The 17,596-nt window shown below is 35.9% G+C and carries 13 protein-coding genes; 6 read left to right on the forward strand and 7 right to left on the reverse strand.

What is annotated here, in order from left to right; translation table 11 throughout:
• Positions 1-487: 487 nt before the first annotated feature.
• The 3 genes from V3565_RS04795 to V3565_RS04805 all read left to right on the forward strand — a co-directional run bounded on the left by V3565_RS04795 (position 488) and on the right by V3565_RS04805 (position 7,991).
• On the forward strand, positions 488-3,790 hold the full coding sequence (locus V3565_RS04795; RefSeq protein ID WP_455478062.1) for an autotransporter outer membrane beta-barrel domain-containing protein: 3,303 nt from the start codon (positions 488-490) through the stop codon (positions 3,788-3,790).
• A gap of 430 nt (positions 3,791-4,220) precedes the next feature.
• Positions 4,221-7,394, forward strand: a complete 3,174-nt coding sequence (locus V3565_RS04800) for an autotransporter outer membrane beta-barrel domain-containing protein (RefSeq protein WP_455478063.1) — start codon at positions 4,221-4,223, stop codon at positions 7,392-7,394.
• A gap of 228 nt (positions 7,395-7,622) precedes the next feature.
• Positions 7,623-7,991, forward strand: a complete 369-nt coding sequence (locus V3565_RS04805; RefSeq protein WP_455478064.1) for a hypothetical protein — start codon at positions 7,623-7,625, stop codon at positions 7,989-7,991.
• 237 nt (positions 7,992-8,228) lie between these two features.
• Here the strand turns inward: V3565_RS04805 and V3565_RS04810 are convergent, their stop codons facing one another.
• Genes V3565_RS04810 through V3565_RS04820 form a run of 3 tightly spaced genes read right to left on the reverse strand, consistent with a single transcriptional unit; the run spans position 8,229 to position 10,989 of the window.
• Positions 8,229-9,200, reverse strand: a complete 972-nt coding sequence (locus V3565_RS04810; RefSeq protein ID WP_455478065.1) for a WD40 repeat domain-containing protein — start codon at positions 9,198-9,200, stop codon at positions 8,229-8,231.
• A gap of 10 nt (positions 9,201-9,210) precedes the next feature.
• Positions 9,211-10,233: a CobW family GTP-binding protein gene (locus tag V3565_RS04815; RefSeq protein ID WP_455478066.1), complete on the reverse strand. Its 1,023-nt coding sequence runs from the start codon at positions 10,231-10,233 to the stop codon at positions 9,211-9,213.
• Between the two features lie 15 nt (positions 10,234-10,248).
• Positions 10,249-10,989 carry a creatininase family protein gene (locus tag V3565_RS04820; protein WP_455478067.1) on the reverse strand — a complete coding sequence of 247 codons (741 nt, stop codon included), beginning with the start codon at positions 10,987-10,989 and terminating at the stop codon, positions 10,249-10,251.
• 719 nt (positions 10,990-11,708) lie between these two features.
• Between V3565_RS04820 and V3565_RS04825 the strand changes: the two genes are divergently transcribed.
• Complete coding sequence (locus V3565_RS04825; protein WP_455478068.1) at positions 11,709-12,080, forward strand: hypothetical protein; 372 nt, start codon at positions 11,709-11,711, stop codon at positions 12,078-12,080.
• Between the two features lie 509 nt (positions 12,081-12,589).
• Here the strand turns inward: V3565_RS04825 and V3565_RS04830 are convergent.
• On the reverse strand, positions 12,590-13,918 hold the full coding sequence (locus V3565_RS04830; protein ID WP_455478069.1) for an NAD(P)H-dependent oxidoreductase: 1,329 nt from the start codon (positions 13,916-13,918) through the stop codon (positions 12,590-12,592).
• Between the two features lie 163 nt (positions 13,919-14,081).
• On the opposite strand from V3565_RS04830, the gene V3565_RS04835 reads away from it, so the two are divergent.
• The gene (locus V3565_RS04835) at positions 14,082-14,561 is read left to right on the forward strand and encodes a MaoC family dehydratase (RefSeq protein ID WP_455478070.1); all 480 of its coding nucleotides are present in this window, start codon (positions 14,082-14,084) and stop codon (positions 14,559-14,561) included.
• A 51-nt stretch (positions 14,562-14,612) separates the two neighbouring features.
• Here the strand turns inward: V3565_RS04835 and V3565_RS04840 are convergent, their stop codons facing one another.
• The gene (locus V3565_RS04840) at positions 14,613-14,849 is read right to left on the reverse strand and encodes a MetQ/NlpA family ABC transporter substrate-binding protein (protein ID WP_455478071.1); all 237 of its coding nucleotides are present in this window, start codon (positions 14,847-14,849) and stop codon (positions 14,613-14,615) included.
• A 70-nt stretch (positions 14,850-14,919) separates the two neighbouring features.
• A complete protein-coding gene (locus V3565_RS04845) occupies positions 14,920-15,066 on the reverse strand; it encodes a hypothetical protein (RefSeq protein WP_455478072.1) in 147 nt (48 codons plus the stop codon).
• Between the two features lie 507 nt (positions 15,067-15,573).
• Here V3565_RS04845 and V3565_RS04850 point away from each other — a divergent pair.
• Positions 15,574-16,194 (forward strand): SH3 domain-containing protein, encoded by a 621-nt coding sequence (locus V3565_RS04850; protein ID WP_455478073.1) that lies wholly within the window; start codon positions 15,574-15,576, stop codon positions 16,192-16,194.
• A gap of 83 nt (positions 16,195-16,277) precedes the next feature.
• Here the strand turns inward: V3565_RS04850 and V3565_RS04855 are convergent, their stop codons facing one another.
• Complete coding sequence (locus tag V3565_RS04855; protein WP_455478074.1) at positions 16,278-17,309, reverse strand: aspartate-semialdehyde dehydrogenase; 1,032 nt, start codon at positions 17,307-17,309, stop codon at positions 16,278-16,280.
• Positions 17,310-17,596: the final 287 nt, after the last annotated feature.

The raw sequence follows: 17,596 nt of genomic DNA on the forward strand, positions 1-17,596 counted from the left end.
TTAAAATTTTGGTAATCACAATACGGTATATGAACTGATTTTACCCTGATAAATCTTTAATGGCGTAGATCTCAGTGTTGGTGCACGACATTTGAAATATACTATTTTATAGTCATTTTCTTTATTAATCATATGCTTACCAAAACCAGTTTGACTGGTTTTGGTTATTTTTTTTCGGATAATTTTTAATTAATTTTACGTTAACAATTAAAAGTTGTATTTTTGCAACTTACAATTTTAATTGCACGTGCCGTTTTTATTTTGACTTTACACGAAATCCGGAATGTATTATACACGTATAAATTGTGCAGAATAATTATTCTATTATAAGTAGTCATTGTATTCTTTTTGAATTTTTGATCGAGCTTCTTTGGGTAATTCATTGCACCAATCAGACGAGCAATCAGTGCATCCTTTTGATTTTTCATGTTGGGATGTCGAAAGCTTTTGTTTTCAATGAGAGGGGAAGGAAAGTTTTGATGGAGCTATGATTAAGGTGTTTAAAAATCATATATATTTATGTACTTTCACAACAGCTATCCTTTCTTTGCTGCAAAGTGGGATAGGGGTTTGTGCGGATTCTGGAAGAAATGAGCATAATAACCATGTTGGTTTAAATTACAGTGGAGATAGCCTAAGAAGCAACAACGGTCGTAGTCGTCCCCGTTATGATATTTCTGTTACCCCTATTTCCTCCTCTGGTTATACCACTACTTCGAGCCATCATACTCCTTTTGATTTAGATCGTGTTGGGATAATTGCTGGTAACAATGTTTCTATCGGATATCGTATCTTTCCTAGAGGAAGTTATAGCGAGGACAGTATCGTAGGAGCTCCTAGTTATAATGCTTTTTCTGAGGATAGTTATAGCAGTAATCAGGGTAGAGGAGGCCATGGCTATAGTGGTTTTCATAGCTTAGATTCTGATAGGATATCTGCGAAGCCTGTGTCATATGGGTCATATTATGCATGTGGAAATTGTGGGGAAAGCACAATTAACGATCAATTTTTTAAGATTACTAATGAGAATGTTTCCGGAATTTCCAGTCAAGCTATTGCTATAAAAGTTGAAGGAGATGATAAAAAAGTTGGCGAACCTAAGAAAAGAATGACAGTCGTTACAGGGAAAAATGTGACTGTTGAAAGTGAAATTGCAGATAAACCTTATATGTATGGCGTTTTTGTTTCCAAGGGGGCAAAGATTGTTTTAGACGATTTTTCTCTTAAAAATGCAGAGATAGCTCTTTATGCAAATGAAGGAACAATCGAAATAAATAAGGGGATTATCGAAAATAGTCAAACTGGTGTTTGGGCATTGGGGAATCCGAAAAGGAATTTAGCGCATGTTGTTTTAAACAATACAAAAATTACAACCAATAGTGGAAAAGCTAGCTTGTATAGTTCTGTTGGTACAGAGATTAAAATGAAAGAGGGATCAGTTGATTTCACGAAAAGTAATGGGGTTTATACTACGTTAAATGGAAAAGTGATTTTTGATAAGGTTAATATCAATGGAAAGGGTGAAGATGACAATAAAGCCAATCATGCAGCTTTTTTGATGGATGAAGATGGTTTGGTTGATTTTTCAAATGGGAAAATTGATGTAACAAATGTCCATGGTATATTGTCAGAAAATACAGTCAGTGCTTTTAATTCAATTCCGTTACATGGTAATTTACGGAGGAATGTTGGTATAACTGAAGTTAATTTTACATCTTCCTCCGTTACAGTGAATGGTAAAACATCTTACGGTATGTATTTTAAAGGCGATAAGCCATTGGAGAGACTTGAGGATAAAGAAAATTTAATAGATGGGGTAAGGCCATCTAGGATAGAGGTTGTTAATTTAATTAGAACAAGGTTTTCGGTTCCAGATAGTACGGTTGTGTATAGCACTGACAAGACTCATGGTATTATTCACTTATTGCAAAGTTCTCTTCAGTCATGGGATTCATTGTTAAAAGTTAAGAATGGGGCTTTTATGGCGATTTTAGCTGATGCCTCTACCCTTGAAGGAAGTACTCATGTTGATAGTGTTTCCACTGGTAAGCTCTATTTGAGTAACGGTTCAACGTGGATTTTGCAACAAAAGCAGAAGAAAAATCCAGCTGAATCTGTTTCTACAGATGATTTATCTATTTCATTTGTAACACTTATGAACAGTTCCATTAATTTCAAAAAGCTAAAATCTGCATCATCTTATGATTATCAAACACTGAACATTGGAAAAGGATCAGGTGACGCTTATAGGGCACTAGATGATGCGCAGATTTATCTTAACACATATCTGAATTCTGGTGGTTTACTTAGCAATCAAAAAACTGATCGTGTTTTAATTCACGGTGATGTTGCTGGGCAAACCACAGTTCGTGTACGTCCTATTTCAGGAAGTCCAGGAGGATATACGGGGAATGGTGGAAATGATCAAGGTATTTCGATTATTCAGGTCTCTGGAAAAGCAGATAAAAATTCTTTTAAGCTGGATGGAGAATATGTTGCTCTGCAAGGCTTACCTTACCAGTATAGGCTTTATGCTTATGGTCCACAATCTAATTTAGGAGAAGCGAATTCTGGCCAAAGATTAGTGAAAGGTAAAGAGGCGTTTTGGGATTTTCGCCTTGAAAATAAACATATTGATTCTAAACCGAGTCCAGAAGAGCCAAAACCTGATCATGACAAGCCTGATGTGAGGCCAGAGCCTAGTCCTGACCGTCCTGATGTGAGGCCAGAGCCTAGTCCTGACAAGCCTGATGTGAGGCCAAAGCCCAGCCCTGACCGGCCTGATGTGAGGCCAGAGCCTAGTCCCCATCCAGATTCAGGAATAAAGGATGTTGTTCCCCAAGTTCCGACTTATCTGCTTTTGCCAAATTCTTTATTTCATACAGGGTTGATTAGTATTGGTAATCAAAGTAGGCGGTTAGAATCTTTGCGAACTGCTTCCGGTGGACTATTAAAAAATAATGAAAATCCAGCCTTTTTTGTTCGTGGTTATGGTGGTCATTATCGTTATATTTCGGATCTTTCTGTGCTTAAATACGGTTATGGAGGCGATCTTGATTATAGTGCTGCCGAAGCAGGTATATTACTGGGAGTAGCGGAAAGTGCGTATAGTACTACTTCTTTTGGAGTTATGGGATCCTATGAAAGATTCTTCTTGCAGCCTTTAGATGTTGAACACAGCCAAAAAAGTACATTTAACAAATGGTCAATGACAGGATATGGTAGTATACAATATCATACAGGTTTCTACGTTGATGGTCTTTTGTCTTATGGTTTGTTTAAAGGTGATGTTCTCACTCTTGCACGAGGTAAAACAGCAACATCGCAGGGAAAAATTTTGAGCACTTCGTTAACGGTTGGTGAAGCATTTATGACCAAATATAAAGGTCTTGTTTTTGATCCACAGGTTCAGGTTGTTTATCAACATCTCAATTTTGATAAGGCATATGATATTGATAATTTTGATATTGATATGGGAAGACTTGATCAATGGGTTATGCGTACAGGTGGGCGTTTAATCAAGACGTTGGATGTATCTGAAGAGGGGCGTGCTGTTTCTTTTTATGGTAAGCTAAATCTTTCTAATAATTTAGGAAAAAAGCAATTTGTGCATTTCAAAGATTCTTTTCAGTTAGGTGATTTTGGTTCCTCTTTAGAAGCTGGATTGGGTGTTAATGCTCAATTATCTCCAAAATTTGCTTTTTATGGTGATTTAATTTATCAGCATAAGCTCACAAAAGCTGGATTTTCTGGCACTAGTTTTTTTGGTGGATTGCGCTACCATTTCTAGTTTGGTTATGTTTCGATTAATTATTTTTAAAGCCACAAGCTGTGTTTGTGGCTTTTTTTTTATCCATTAATTTTATTAAATAATAGTTTAAAAATAAGTATTGTGTGAGTGTTTACAATTCATTTTTCTTCAGGTTAATTAAAGATATATTATATTTTTACATCAAATGATTAATGTGTATCATATTGTATGCTTATTTTATTTATAAGGATAAATTCATTAAAGATAATCTTTGATAATTACTTTTGTTCTTTGTAACATTATCGTTTTTATCTATACATAAAGTATAGAATCAGTTATATCCAAATATACATTTAGACAAATTATATGCTATGATTATTTAGATTTTATGTTTTTTATTTTTATGGGGGGTGTTGAAGCGTGTTCTAAATATTATTCATTTTTTAATGAAGGGGAGTAAAGCAGAGTCATGATAAGTGTATTTCGCAATCATGTATTTTCGTGCACTTTTACAACAGCTATTCTTTATTTTTTACAAATTATGCATTCTAATTCTTCTGGAAGTTCGTGTAATCCAGATGAAGAGTTTTATACCTGTAGTGATGGTGGAACTCACACAATTCAAAATAAAACTTATCGGTTCACAAATCCTCAAAAAACGTCTTCTATTCCAGTTGCTATAAAAGTACAAAAACAAGGCACAGTTATTAATGCAGAAAAAATAACTGTTACAGGTTCTGCAGATTCACGCTCTGGATATGGTGTGGATGTTTCAGAAAAAGGAAAGGTTGTTTTGAGCGATTCAGCTTTTCGAAATGTAGAAATAGGTCTTAAAGTTAATGATGGAATAATTCATATAACTGGTGGATCTATTGAGGAAAGTGGGATGGCAGTTAATGCTTCAGGGAGGGGAACAGATGTTGCCTTAAGCCAAATAGAAGTTAAGACAAATAATGCGATTGCAAGTTTTTTAAGCAGTGATCGTGCAGATATTAGGTTAGCTGGTATGTCTGTTGATGTTACAAACAGCAGTGCATTTTACTCAAAATTAGGAGGGACATTTCGCATAGAAAATGTTCAGATTTCTGGGTGGAATGGAAGAGACAATAATAGTAGCGCTAAGGCCGTTATGCACTTACTTCAAAATGGTTATGCTTTATTTAGGACAAATTCTGTTGATGTTACTGGTGTTCATGGATTGTTGATTGAAAATTCATCAGGTACTTTAACTTCTGATATGAATAAGATCAAAAGTTCATTTAATAATCCTCAAATCACTAAGGCTGATATAAAGAATTCCACTATTATAGTGAGGGGGGACGCATCGTATGGTATGTATTTTCGTAAGCAAGAAGAAGAGCCAATTCGAGATGGTAAAGCAAGTCCATTGATATCAGCAATAGATGCTGGATTGGGTGCTGTCTATTTATCAAATACAATTTTTACAGTTCCTGAGAGTACGGCTATTTATAGTGCAAAAGCTAATGGTTATATCAATTTATCAGAGGACACAAGAGTATCCGGTGATCTGCTGTTAAAGGCTGTTGATGGTGCTTCTGTGGTAATTTTGGCTGATTCTTCTATTCTTGTAGGGGGTGCCCACGTTTATGATGGTGCACATGCTGATCTTAATTTGCATCGTGGCTCAAGGTGGATTTTAAAAAAAAGAAGACATAGGAGTGAGCAAAAAGCAGAGCTTGAAGATTCATGTATTTCATCTGTAAGTCTCGTAGGTAGCACTATCGATTTTGATGATCAATTTCCTGATCAGTATCAAACATTGTATATTGGTAAGGGCGAGGGGAATGTTTACCGAGCACAAGGAAATGTGCAGATTCATTTAAGTGCGTCTTTAAATCACGATGATTTGTTTGATCATCAAAAAATCGATAGAGTTTTAATTCATGGTGATGTTTCTGGAAAGACTCTGGTTCGTATTAAGAATTCTCTAGGAACTTCAAAACAAACAACAGATGATAGAATGGATAATCGAAGTGTTTCGATTATTCAAGTTTCTGGAAAAGCACAAGAAGATTCGTTTATGCTTATTGATAAGTATACGACACTTAATGGGTCACCTTATCAGTATCATCTTCGTGCCTATGGCCCAGGATCTTCTTTAGGAGAAGCAAATTCTGCTGAAAGATTGGTGGCTGGTGATGAAAATTTTTGGGATTTTCGTCTTGAATGTAGCTACATTAATCCTCATGCTAGTCTTTTTGATATTGTACCTGCTCCGTCTATTCCTCGCGGATCTTCATATAGAGATTCTACGTCTGTTTCACCTACTGCTGTTAAGCCTTCGTCTACAGATCATGCATCTGTTCCGTCAGATTTAGTGGAATATTCTTCTACAAATGTTGTGCCTATTACTTCTGAAACATTGGAACCCCACCTGACAGATTCTTCTTCTGTTTCATCTGAAACATTAGAACCTTTCTCTACGGATTCTTCATCTGTTTCGTCTGATACCTTAGAATCTTCTTCTATAGATTCTTTATCCATTTCTGTTGATCATGACTCTATGGAAACTACATCTGTGGAGCCTATATCTGTTTTGCCTGATTCAGCAAAAATTTTACCTACAGATTCTTCACATCTACCATCAGATTCAGTGGAGTATTCCTCTATAGATGATCCTCAGCATACTTCTCTTGTTCAGCATGAGTCAAAAGTTAAGGCCGTTGTTCCACAACTTCCAACTTATCTTCTTTTGCCAAATACTTTATTCCATACTGGTTTGATGGATATAAAAAATCAAAATAAACAGTTAGATATTACGCGCGGTGCTTTTAGATTTTTTTTGAATAGTGATAAAAACTCAGCATTTTTTGCGCATGGTTATAGTGGAAATTACCGTTATGCTTCAAATCTATCTGCTTTTGACTATGGATATGGGTCTGAACTCGATTATAATGCGCTTGAGGCAGGTATTTTACTGAAGGATATTGAAAATCTATACAGTCATACATTCTTAGGGATTATGGGAAATTATGGAAGTTTTTATCTGTATCCTAAAGATGTTGAGGAAAGTAGAAAAAGTGCATTTAATAGATGGTCTGTTTCAGCGTATGGAAGTATACAGCATGATATGGGGCTTTATATTGATGGGTTGTTATCTTATGGTCTGTTTAATGGGGATGTGCTCACTCTTGTACGAGGCAAGACAGCAAAATTAAAGGGTAAATTGCTCAGTACTTCATTAACCAACGGTAGAGTATTTATGACAGAACATAAAGGTTTTGTTTTTGATCCACAGATTCAGGTAGTTTACCAACATCTTCAGTTTGATAAGGAACATGATGTTGATGATCTTGATATTGATATGGGTAAATTTAACCAGTGGACAGTTCGTGTTGGTGGGCGTTTAACTAAGGAACTTGATGCTTTTGAAGATGGGCATGTTATTTCTTTTTATGGTAAGCTTAATTTCATGCATAGTTTTGGGAAAAAACAAACTGTTTATTTTAAAGATAACTTCCAGTTGGGTGATTTTGGTTCTTCCTTAGAAATTGGGTTCGGTTTTAATGCCCGACTGTCTTCGAGTTTTGCTCTGTACAGTGATTTAATTTATGAACACAAGCTCACAAAGGCTGGTTTTTCTGGCACTAGTTTTTCTGGTGGGTTGCGCTATCACTTCTAGTTAGATTTTTAACACGTCTTTTTTGTAGAGATATCAATTTATAGCTATGACTTTATTATATTTTTCTGTATTTTGGCTTTACATAAAACACAAAATGAATTATATTCTACCTGCAGTCAGATAAGCAATAAGCATGTTTTTGTTTTCTTGTTTTCGGGATGTTTATTTGAGTGTTTATTTGAGCGTTGCTCGTATTTCATGGGGAAAAAGGAAGTTTGAGGTAGAATTATGGTTAAAATGTTTAAGAGAAATATGTTTTTATGTGTTTCAACAGTAGTTGTTTGTTCTTTTTTACAGGTTGTAGGTGCTAATGCACATTTCGGAGAAGGAGAGTTTCAACATGCTCTTTCCACTGTGTCTGTAGTAGAGCAAGAAGATGCTAACGCGATGGGTGTAGCAGTTCTTGGTACTCTAAATCAACAAGTAGAAAAACAGGCTGTTACAACTGAAGGGGTTGAAAAGGTCAATGTTAGTGGAAAGAGTGTAACATCGAATAGTGTGTTTTCTGCTTTCTCACATAAGAATTTTTCATCTTTTTTTCGTAGTTTGTTTTCGGATATTATGAGATATTTCTCGAAAGTTGCTAAAATGATTTGAGAAAGATAGTTCCGATTTCCTAATTTTTAAATTGGAAATGGGTATTTTATCGTTGATATTTGTGATGACAGGTCGTTTTTTTCTAGAGATTTTGAATGAGGATGGCTTGTCATCTTTTTGATGTTTTTTTGCGTGATGTCTTTGTTTCTCTTTAAGATTAAATTCGGTTGTCGTGTTCGATAACTTTTGGATATTTCGTCCTGAAACTGTAATGGCTGTTATGTGTTGGGTTTTCATTTAAGGCGTGATGTTTATAACACCGCATTCACCGCATTCGCTTCCGAAGGCTAGGTTCTGTCCTGTTTGATCCCAGTTTAAAGATGAAATAGCGCTTTTTCCGCAATCCTTTAGGAGGATTTCTTTTTTATTGTGAAAATGCGTGCACAAAATCATTCCATCATTGAAGCCTATTGCTACGACCTCTTCTTTTGGGTGGCATGAAACAGTGCTGACGAGTGCATTTGCTCGTGTACTAAGTTCTAAAGGTGCTTTACCCATTGGTCCATCTTTTGTATGAAAAGGCCAAACGATTGCTGCTGATGCGCCTGATGTTGCTAACCACTTTCCTTTTGTACTCCAAGACCAGCTTTTAACCTTACTTGGGTAACCACTCATCCGTAAATGCTGATTATCTGCGAGACGCCAGCCGTGTAAGGCATTTTCTTGCATTGCGGAAATTATATAACGGTTATCGGGTGAGAAGGTAACGTTAAAATGTGCTCCTTTCCAGACCAATGTGGTTGGAGTTGCTTTGGTTGATAACCAATGAAGGGTGATACCATTATAATGTGCGACAGCAAGTCGTAAGCCCTTTGGAGCAAAAGCAAGGCCTTCCACACTACGTTCATGGATAAGTTCTTGCATTCCGTTACCGATATTTGCTGATGTTAGACGTGAGGAAGAAAAAGCAAAAATTTTCTGTGGTCCAAAAGCAACATTGCTTATCCACTTACGTTTTTGTCTGCCTAGTATTTCTATAAGACCATTTGCAGTTGTTTTACAGGCTTTTCCATCTTCTCCACCTGTAATGATAGCTGTATTATCATGAGAAAATTGGCTTGAAATTATTCCTTGGTGAACTTCGACAATTTGTGGAGTTGGGCTTAAGAAAACAATTATACCTTCCACAGAAACAAAAGCTGGTTTATGATCAATAAAACCGCATGAGAGGCAATAATTTTGCAAATTGTAGTTTGTAATGTTTGACATTGTCATTCACTTATGCGCAATTTTCCAGACCAATTTTAAGTTTTTCTGCATCAAGAGAGCGGCCAATAAAAACAAGTCTACTTTCACGTTTTTCATCTTCTCGCCACGGACGCTGATGTTGACCTTCAAGGATCATATGTATACCTTGGATGGCATAGCGATCATCATCTCCTTGAAATGCGATAATGCCTTTTAAACGTAAAATATCAGGACCTTGTTGCTGGGTAACTTGTTGGATCCATGGGAAAAATTTTTCTGGTTGAAGAGCGCCTGTTTTTAAACTCACAGAAGTTATTGTAGTATCATGGATGGTCGATATGTTATGATGATCATGATTACAATCGGCATTGCAAACATGATCTGAATGTTGATGGTCGAAAAAATGAGGGGTGTTATCTAAAGTGCGTTGTAGGTCAAATGAACCACAATCAAGGAGTTTATCGAGGGGGATGTTGGCACGCTCTGTTGTATAAATCACGGCTCTGGGATTAATTGCACGAATGAGCGATTCGGCGTGCATACGCTCTTTTGCACTGACAAGGTCAATTTTGTTCAATAGAATGATATCAGAGAAGGCAATTTGTTCTTCAGCCTCACGGCTTTTTTTGAGTTGTAGCGGAAAGTGTTTTGCATCAACAACTGCTATAACACTGTCTAGTGCTGTTTTTGCGTGTACGTCATCATCCATAAAAAAGGTTTGTGCAACAGGAATTGGATCCGCAAGCCCTGTTGTTTCTATAATGATGGCATCAAAGCGGTGAGAGCGTTTCATCAAACTTTCTAGAATACGAATAAGATCTCCGCGTACAGTGCAGCATACACAGCCATTATTCATTTCATAAATTTCTTCATCTGATTCAACTATAAGGTCATTATCAATGCCAATTTCACCAAATTCATTAACAATGACTGCGTAACGTTTTTCATGGTTTTCACTGAGAATGCGATTGAGAAGAGTTGTTTTTCCTGATCCAAGATAGCCTGTAAGAACAGTCACGGGAATTTTACAGGGTAAATGTTGTGTCTTTTTCATTGTTGTGCCTTTATATTATAACACGTTTATTGGAAATCGCTTAATATCATCAAGCAAACCAAGAAGCCCGCAAAGAACATGAGAAAAAATTGCTTCACCTGCTTGTGATGTTGCTGCACTTGCATTACCCGCTGCTCCTTGCTCATTAAGATCACGCATTATCCATCCAAAAGAATGAGAACCATAGGCGCGTAAATATCTGTAATTAGCAATCATATCAGCTTGCTGATTACGAAAGTTTTGAGCTTTTTCCATATGTACTTTTTCGGGTGCTAAATAAAGCATTAAGGAAGTTTCGATAAATCCCCCATGGATATCAAGGTGGTGTTGAGACGGTTGTATCAAACCTTGAGGTAGGCCAAACCGATTCCAACTCGTTGCTACCGCAAGCATTGAAAAACGTCTCCGTAATTCAGTGATAACAATGCTCATTAAAGGCGAATTACCTCCATGAGCGTTGAGAAGAAGAAAACGCTTGATACCTTTATTATAGCAGCTTTTTCCAATATTTATCCACCGCTCGATTGCATCGGAAAAGGTGAGCGTTTGCGTGCCAATAACATCTGTATGTTCTATTGAATAGCCAATTTTTTCAACAGGCAAGAGATCGATATGAAATTGATTTTGTGTTTGTAATGTAAGCGTTTTTGCGAAAGCTTCAGCAATAATCCAGTCAGTTTCAAAGGGGAGATGATTTCCATGATATTCATGTGCGCCTAAAGGTAAAAGGGCAAGGAAAGGCGGATCAGATGCCATAAGTCTATTGTCAAAAAGAAAAGTTAACAGATGAAAAGTTATTAAAGACCATAAAATTCGCTTTATTCTAATCTATATATGAGAGAAAAGCAAATAAGAATATTTTCGTGCCAAATATGTATATAGCAAAAATTATAGATTTGTTAAAGATGCTAGAGATATGATAAGAAAATGCCTGAATTCTTGTATGTAATTACGAAATTTTAATCTTTGAGAATTAATTTTCTTGTTCTTGAAAAGTTTTTATCCAAAGTATATCAAATACTTTAATATCTTAAAATAAATTTGTTCATTTGGAATATTAGTTCAGACTTGAGATGTAATTTCCTCTGTTTTTGTTATGGAGATACAAGAACAAGGCGTTATAAATCGGCTATGGAGAATACATCTATCGTTAAATGCTAGCCTAAAATTAAGATATTGATAAGTATTTTGTTGAGGATTATGTTTATTGTAGCTGTTAGGATGATAATTGATTGATTTTGATATTAACAAAAAGGGAAGAGATGTTTTCATTTTTTTATAATGAAATGAATGTGCTTAAAATTTTAACAATATTGGCTTATCATGTTTTTGATTATTATTTTATTTTATAAATTTTAATGATTGATTAAAAATTTTAATTTGATATTAGTGTAGACTTTATTTTTCACTTTTTGAAATGGATATTTCAATATAAATATCATTTCATTTTTTAATAAAAGGAGGAGACAAAAGATATGTTTAAAATATTTAAAATCCGTACGCGTTCATGTGTTTGTGTAGCACTTGTTCTTTGGCTTGCACACACTGCAGCGGGTTATGGGAATGTGATAAAATCTCCATTTCAACAAAAGTCAGTTACTGTCACACAAGAAAAAAATACACCTATCAAGGTGTTGGATGCTGTTGTTAGACACTATGATTTGAAACAGGATGAATTAGCTTTTGGAAAAATTGAAAAAGCGTCTTTATCTGACAGATCATCTGGAAACGGATCTTCATTCTTTAAAGTACTGTGGGGTGGTATGAGTATTGGCTCATTAATAATTTCTGTAGCTACAGGTAATATAATGGGTGTTGCATTCTCTCTTATATCGTTGTTATTGTAATTATTTTCTTTACTTTACATTAAAAAACTGACATTGAAAGCACTTTATGCTGTATTGGATTAGGAAAAAAATTATCTTAATTAAAGGCATGATCGAAGTGCTTTCTCAATCTACGTCAGTAAAAATTCAAAATAATTTGGTTGGTTTCCTTCTTTTTTGGAACGATTATATTTTAGCCTGCTTTGACATCTTGCTGTGTTCTATAGTGAAGGTGTAATCTCTTCTATTTTTGTAATTGCTTTTCAATTTAGCTTTATGGATTCAAAAAGATCAAGAATAATATCTTTTAAATAATAGAGATTTTATATATCTGCACATTTTGTCTTTTCATCTGTTTTATAGGGGTATGATTTTTTTTAAGAATCTCACGCTATTATACTATTAATTTACACACTTGTTTTAAAGGCATAACCTACTTTTTTTCCAATTTTATTTCCCAGAGAATTTTATAGAAAGCATCAAATTGCCTGAGAATTATCATGATGAATATAACAAAATTTATCCATGGATTAATGGGATGAAAAAGATTTAAGCAAAAGGTCTTGTTTGGTTCGCAATTTTGCAATCCACTGGTTTTCTCGAATAGCAGTGTTATGCGATGTAATAAGTTCATTTTTTTTAATTTCAGCTGTAACTGTCGCTTTTTCCAGAAGACCACAAGGAATGGCTTGATGAGTGCGTGCTTCTTCAACACTCATTATCCAAGCACGATAACTGTAAAGACCTATAAAGTCTAATTGATCACCAGGATGTAAATCTTTTTTGGCAACAGCGCAGACTTCCGCTACTGGGTAATTAAGTGGTGTCATATCCTTTTTGCCATAAAGCATCACACGTGCGCACGTTAAAGGAACTTCCATGGCTGTTAAATGATAGGGGCGATGAAAGGTGAAGTAAGGCCCTTGACCAATTTTTAAATCTTCCATACGTTCACGTAGGCGCGGGTGCGTTATTTCTGCAATCACAAAAACACCTGGAGCAATTCCTTGGCCTATTGAATAATCTACGACACCACATTTCTTTAAAATACCACCGTCTTGTTTTGGGATAAGTACTTTGCTTAAATTTTGGAGTGATGATTGCGGGCCATGCATTCCTGGACAATCGGGAAGAAGACCAGTTGCATTGGCAATTGCTGCCATTTCAACCATCGTTTTTGAACCATCAATAAATTCAACTAGCATGCGGACATTCATATTGCGTCTTAATGCTTCTTCTTCATAAGCATCAGGTGTGGCATCAAAGATAAGTGGATTGTTTTTGCCTTTACCAGCTGCAACAATTTTGTGTCCAAGTGCTGAAACAAATTCAATGAGCTCCATGCAGGAAGTAGGTTCATCACCGGCACCAAGCGTATAAATGAGACCTTGTTTGTCTGCTTTATGTTTCAGGTAAGCACCAATAGTCACATCTGTCTCAACATTCATTGTAACAAGATGTTTGTTGTTTTCGAGTGCTTTGAAGCCAATTTCTGCACCAACTTCCGGATATCCTGTTGCGTCAACCACAATGTCGATTTGTTCATGTTGCAAAATTAGGTCAATATCGCTTGTAGCTGCAATTAAACCTCTTTCAATGGTGTGGGTCAAAGCACTAGAATTTTCAATTTCTTGCGCGTGACCATCTTCGCCATATGCCAGTGCAACAGCATCAAAAATACGAGACGGTGTTCGAGTGGCAACAGCTGCAACTGTTATACCATCCATCTGTGCAATGCTAGATAGCAAATCTGTTCCCATTTCACCACAGCCAACCAATCCTATACGGATTGGTTGATGGTTTTCTGCACGCTGCTTCAAATCATGTGCCAAACCTGTTAGGTTAACATTGCTTGCCATTATTTTTTCCTATTTACAAATTATGTTGCTAGAATGGTGCTTCTATATTCATAAATATTTGGGTTCTGGAGACTGTTTCTCTTTTATATTGATGCTCTAATCAATGAGTTTTATAAAAGCAAGAGGGCATGTGGCTTTTATTAAATAAAACAGGAATGGCGTTATGCAGCGGAAAATGGCAGTAGAAGATATAACAGATTTGATTGGAAAAGAAGTTGGTTTATCGCAGTGGCGTCTTGTTACACAGGATATGATTAATCAATTTGCACACGCAACAGATGATAATCAATGGATACATGTAGATGAAGAAAAAGCAAAAAAAACCTCCTTTGGTGGTACTATTGCTCATGGTTTTTTGACATTATCGCTTTTGTCTACGTTAGCTTATGAATCTCTTCCGGAGCTAGAAGGTACGACAATGGGGATCAATTATGGTTTTGATAAAGTACGCTTTATGAATCCTGTAAAAACAGGTACTCGAGTACGTGCACGCTTTGTTTTAGATGATGCTGAGATTCGTCCTTCTGGTCGAGTTACTTTTCATTATGAAACTACCATTGAGATAGAAAAATTAAAAAAACCAGCTCTTACTGCTCAATGGATTGTGATTGCTATAGTTGGAGAAAAGAAGTCAAATTTCTAAATAATTTTAACGAGTTGTTTTATCAAGTTTTTGTATAATCTGGTTAGAAAATTAGTGGATAGTAATATTTAGAATTATCAAAAAGACAATGACTATTGTCATGATGGAAATATTATAGCGCTGGTAATCATAGTGGGTTGTTATATTGCCTAAATTATCTCCAACATGACCCCGATATCCGGTAATTGAAAGCTTATCGCCATATTTCTTTATTTGATTGTTAAGATAGGGAGTTTGTTGAAAAGCATTTGCACTGACATTTTCTGCATGGACAGCATTGTTTGGCAAAATATAATCAGAAAAATAAATCAGTTTTATCTCTAAACCGTCTTTTTGTGCTTGCTAAACGGCAACTATTTTAAATAGTTGTTTCTTCTCCTTCTGTAACACCGACACCGAGTTTGATAATTAATTCATCTGCTAACATGGAAAAGGAAAAAAAGGTGTAAAAAGAGAAAGGCAAAATCCAAGAATGGTATTTTGAAATAATTTCTTTAATGTTCATACGCGTTTCTCATTATTTTAGAGCCTTTTTGAGATGAGATTTAATATACTTTGTATGACTGTGACGAAAATTAAAACTATAAAAGCTTAACAGGACATTCAATTATTTTATTTAAAAAATCATATTATTTTCCCCACGCCGAAGGGCTTTTTTTAAAATAACACCTATTAACTGGATATTGCGCTTCCAAATTTAAGCGATAAATTTTCATTCTATATTATTTTAGGGGAACTAATGATCATTTCAAAACTTCTTTAGGTAATGATTTGCTGAGAAAATAGGTAATCAGATTATGCTCTTGAGAGTAGTGAAGCCACGAAGGAAACACTCCAATCAAGATAATAGACCGTTTGTATAGAGTAGTAGGGGATGAAATAAGAGAAATTTTCTTAAAGTGTTTTGAGTCTTGGAAGAGATCGAGAGTTGATGACTACTTTACTAAAATGCGGCAAATCTTGGCAAAGGTAAATATTTTGCCTTTTATACTATGAGGAGGAAAAAGAGATAATGTTTAAAAATAATTTTTTATCAACAACAGTGATTTTGTTGTCTTTTGCAGGGACTGTGTTTGGGGTATCAGTTTCTAGCGCGACTGCTGGGACGGTTGCTCGTGTAGCATCAGGTTATGCAGTTATACGCACAGGTCCCGCTACAACTTACAAGGCCGTAGCAACTGTTCCATCTGGAGGGAAAGTGCAAATTAATGGTTGTCTACCTAACAAAACTTGGTGCTCAATACACTACAACGGAATGACAGGTTGGGCATCGGCACATTATTTAAATGTCAAAAATATTCCTATGATTTCTCTTGGACATATGCACACAAAACCAGATCCCACGATACAAGCTCAAAAAGGGAAAGTACAGCAGATTGTTTCTAATTCTAAAGTCGTCATGATACCCCCAAAAATACAAAAACAACATAGAATAGATGTAGTTGTTGATTCTACAGGTGTAAAAAAAAGAGATGAACGGACAATTTTGAATCCGTCACCTAAAGCGCATGGTATATCTGTGGAGCACGTAACTGCTTATAATCCTTTGTTTCCTGATAATGTCAATTTCAGAAATTTTGAACGCAACGAGACACGTTACCGCGTCGTAACATATCCTTCTCCATCAGAATAAAAAACCGATTCTAATAGAGATGGTAAGAAAGAAGCATGGCAACAAAAAGTATCTGATTTATGTGAATATCTTGCTATTTTCGTTCAAGTTTTTGACTTAGGAGTTATCAAATTACGAGAAATTAGTAATTCAGCAATTTGAATTGCATTCAATGCTGCTCCTTTTCTTAAATTGTCAGAGACAACCCAGAAAGATAAACCATTTTCGACAGTGATATCTTCGCGAACACGGCTAATAAAGGTGTCATCTTCTCCAGTACATTCATACGGAGTTATGTAGCCGCCGTCTTCGTGTTTATCGATAAGTTGGCATCCTGGCGAGTTTCGTAGAAGAGTTTGTGCTTCATTAGCACTCAGAGGTTTTTCAAATTCAACATTAACAGCTTCCGCATGGCCGATAAAGACAGGAACTCGAACAGCGGTAGCTGTTAATTTGATTTTAGGATCAAGAATTTTCTTGGTTTCCACCATCATTTTCCACTCTTCTTTTGTATAACCATCTTCCATGAAAACATCGATATGGGGAATGATATTAAAGGCAATGCGTTTTGTAAACTTTTTTAATGTGATGGGATCTGCAACAAAAACTGCTCGTGATTGTTCAAATAATTCATCCATTCCTTCTTTACCAGCTCCGGAAACTGATTGATAAGTGGACACAATAACACGTTTAATGATTGCTGCGTCATGGAGAGGTTTTAAAGCTAAGACAAGTTGAATTGTTGAACAATTAGGATTTGCTATGATATTACGATTGGAAAATCCACTAATGGATTCTGCATTAACTTCAGGTACAATCAACGGGACATTGGCATCATAACGCCATGTGGAAGAGTTGTCGATTACTACACAGCCAGCAGCGCCGATTTTGGGAGCATATTCTTTAGAAATATCTCCGCCCGCGGACATAAGACATAAGTCTGTGTCGGAAAAGTCATATGTATCAAGTGCTTTTACTTTTAAAGTTTTATCGCCATAAGAAACTTCTTGGCCTAATGAGCGTCGTGATGCCAGAGGAATCACTTCACGAACTGGAAGACCACGCTCTTCCAGAATTGTTAGCATTTCACGGCCAACATTTCCTGTAGCACCGACAACTGCAACTTTAAAACTCATTCTCCCACACTCCTACCCATCTTCTTCCTTGGATCCTTCTCAAGAGAGGGTAAGTTTGCCAAGGAATATGCTATTATTATTGTTAGTTTTCATGAATCCAATCTTGTGTAAGCTAACAAAAACCTACAGCACCACAAGCCGGCTCACTTTAAATGCACCGCTCTCCTAAATCTTACGCTGAGAAAACTAGAATAGTTTTATGCTAAGCTGCATAGAAATCTCCTTGACAGTGTTCAATTTAGAGAATTACTTTCATTCTGTCAATTATTTACCTTGAAGAGTTTGGA

This window comes from Bartonella sp. B10, from assembly GCF_053794435.1.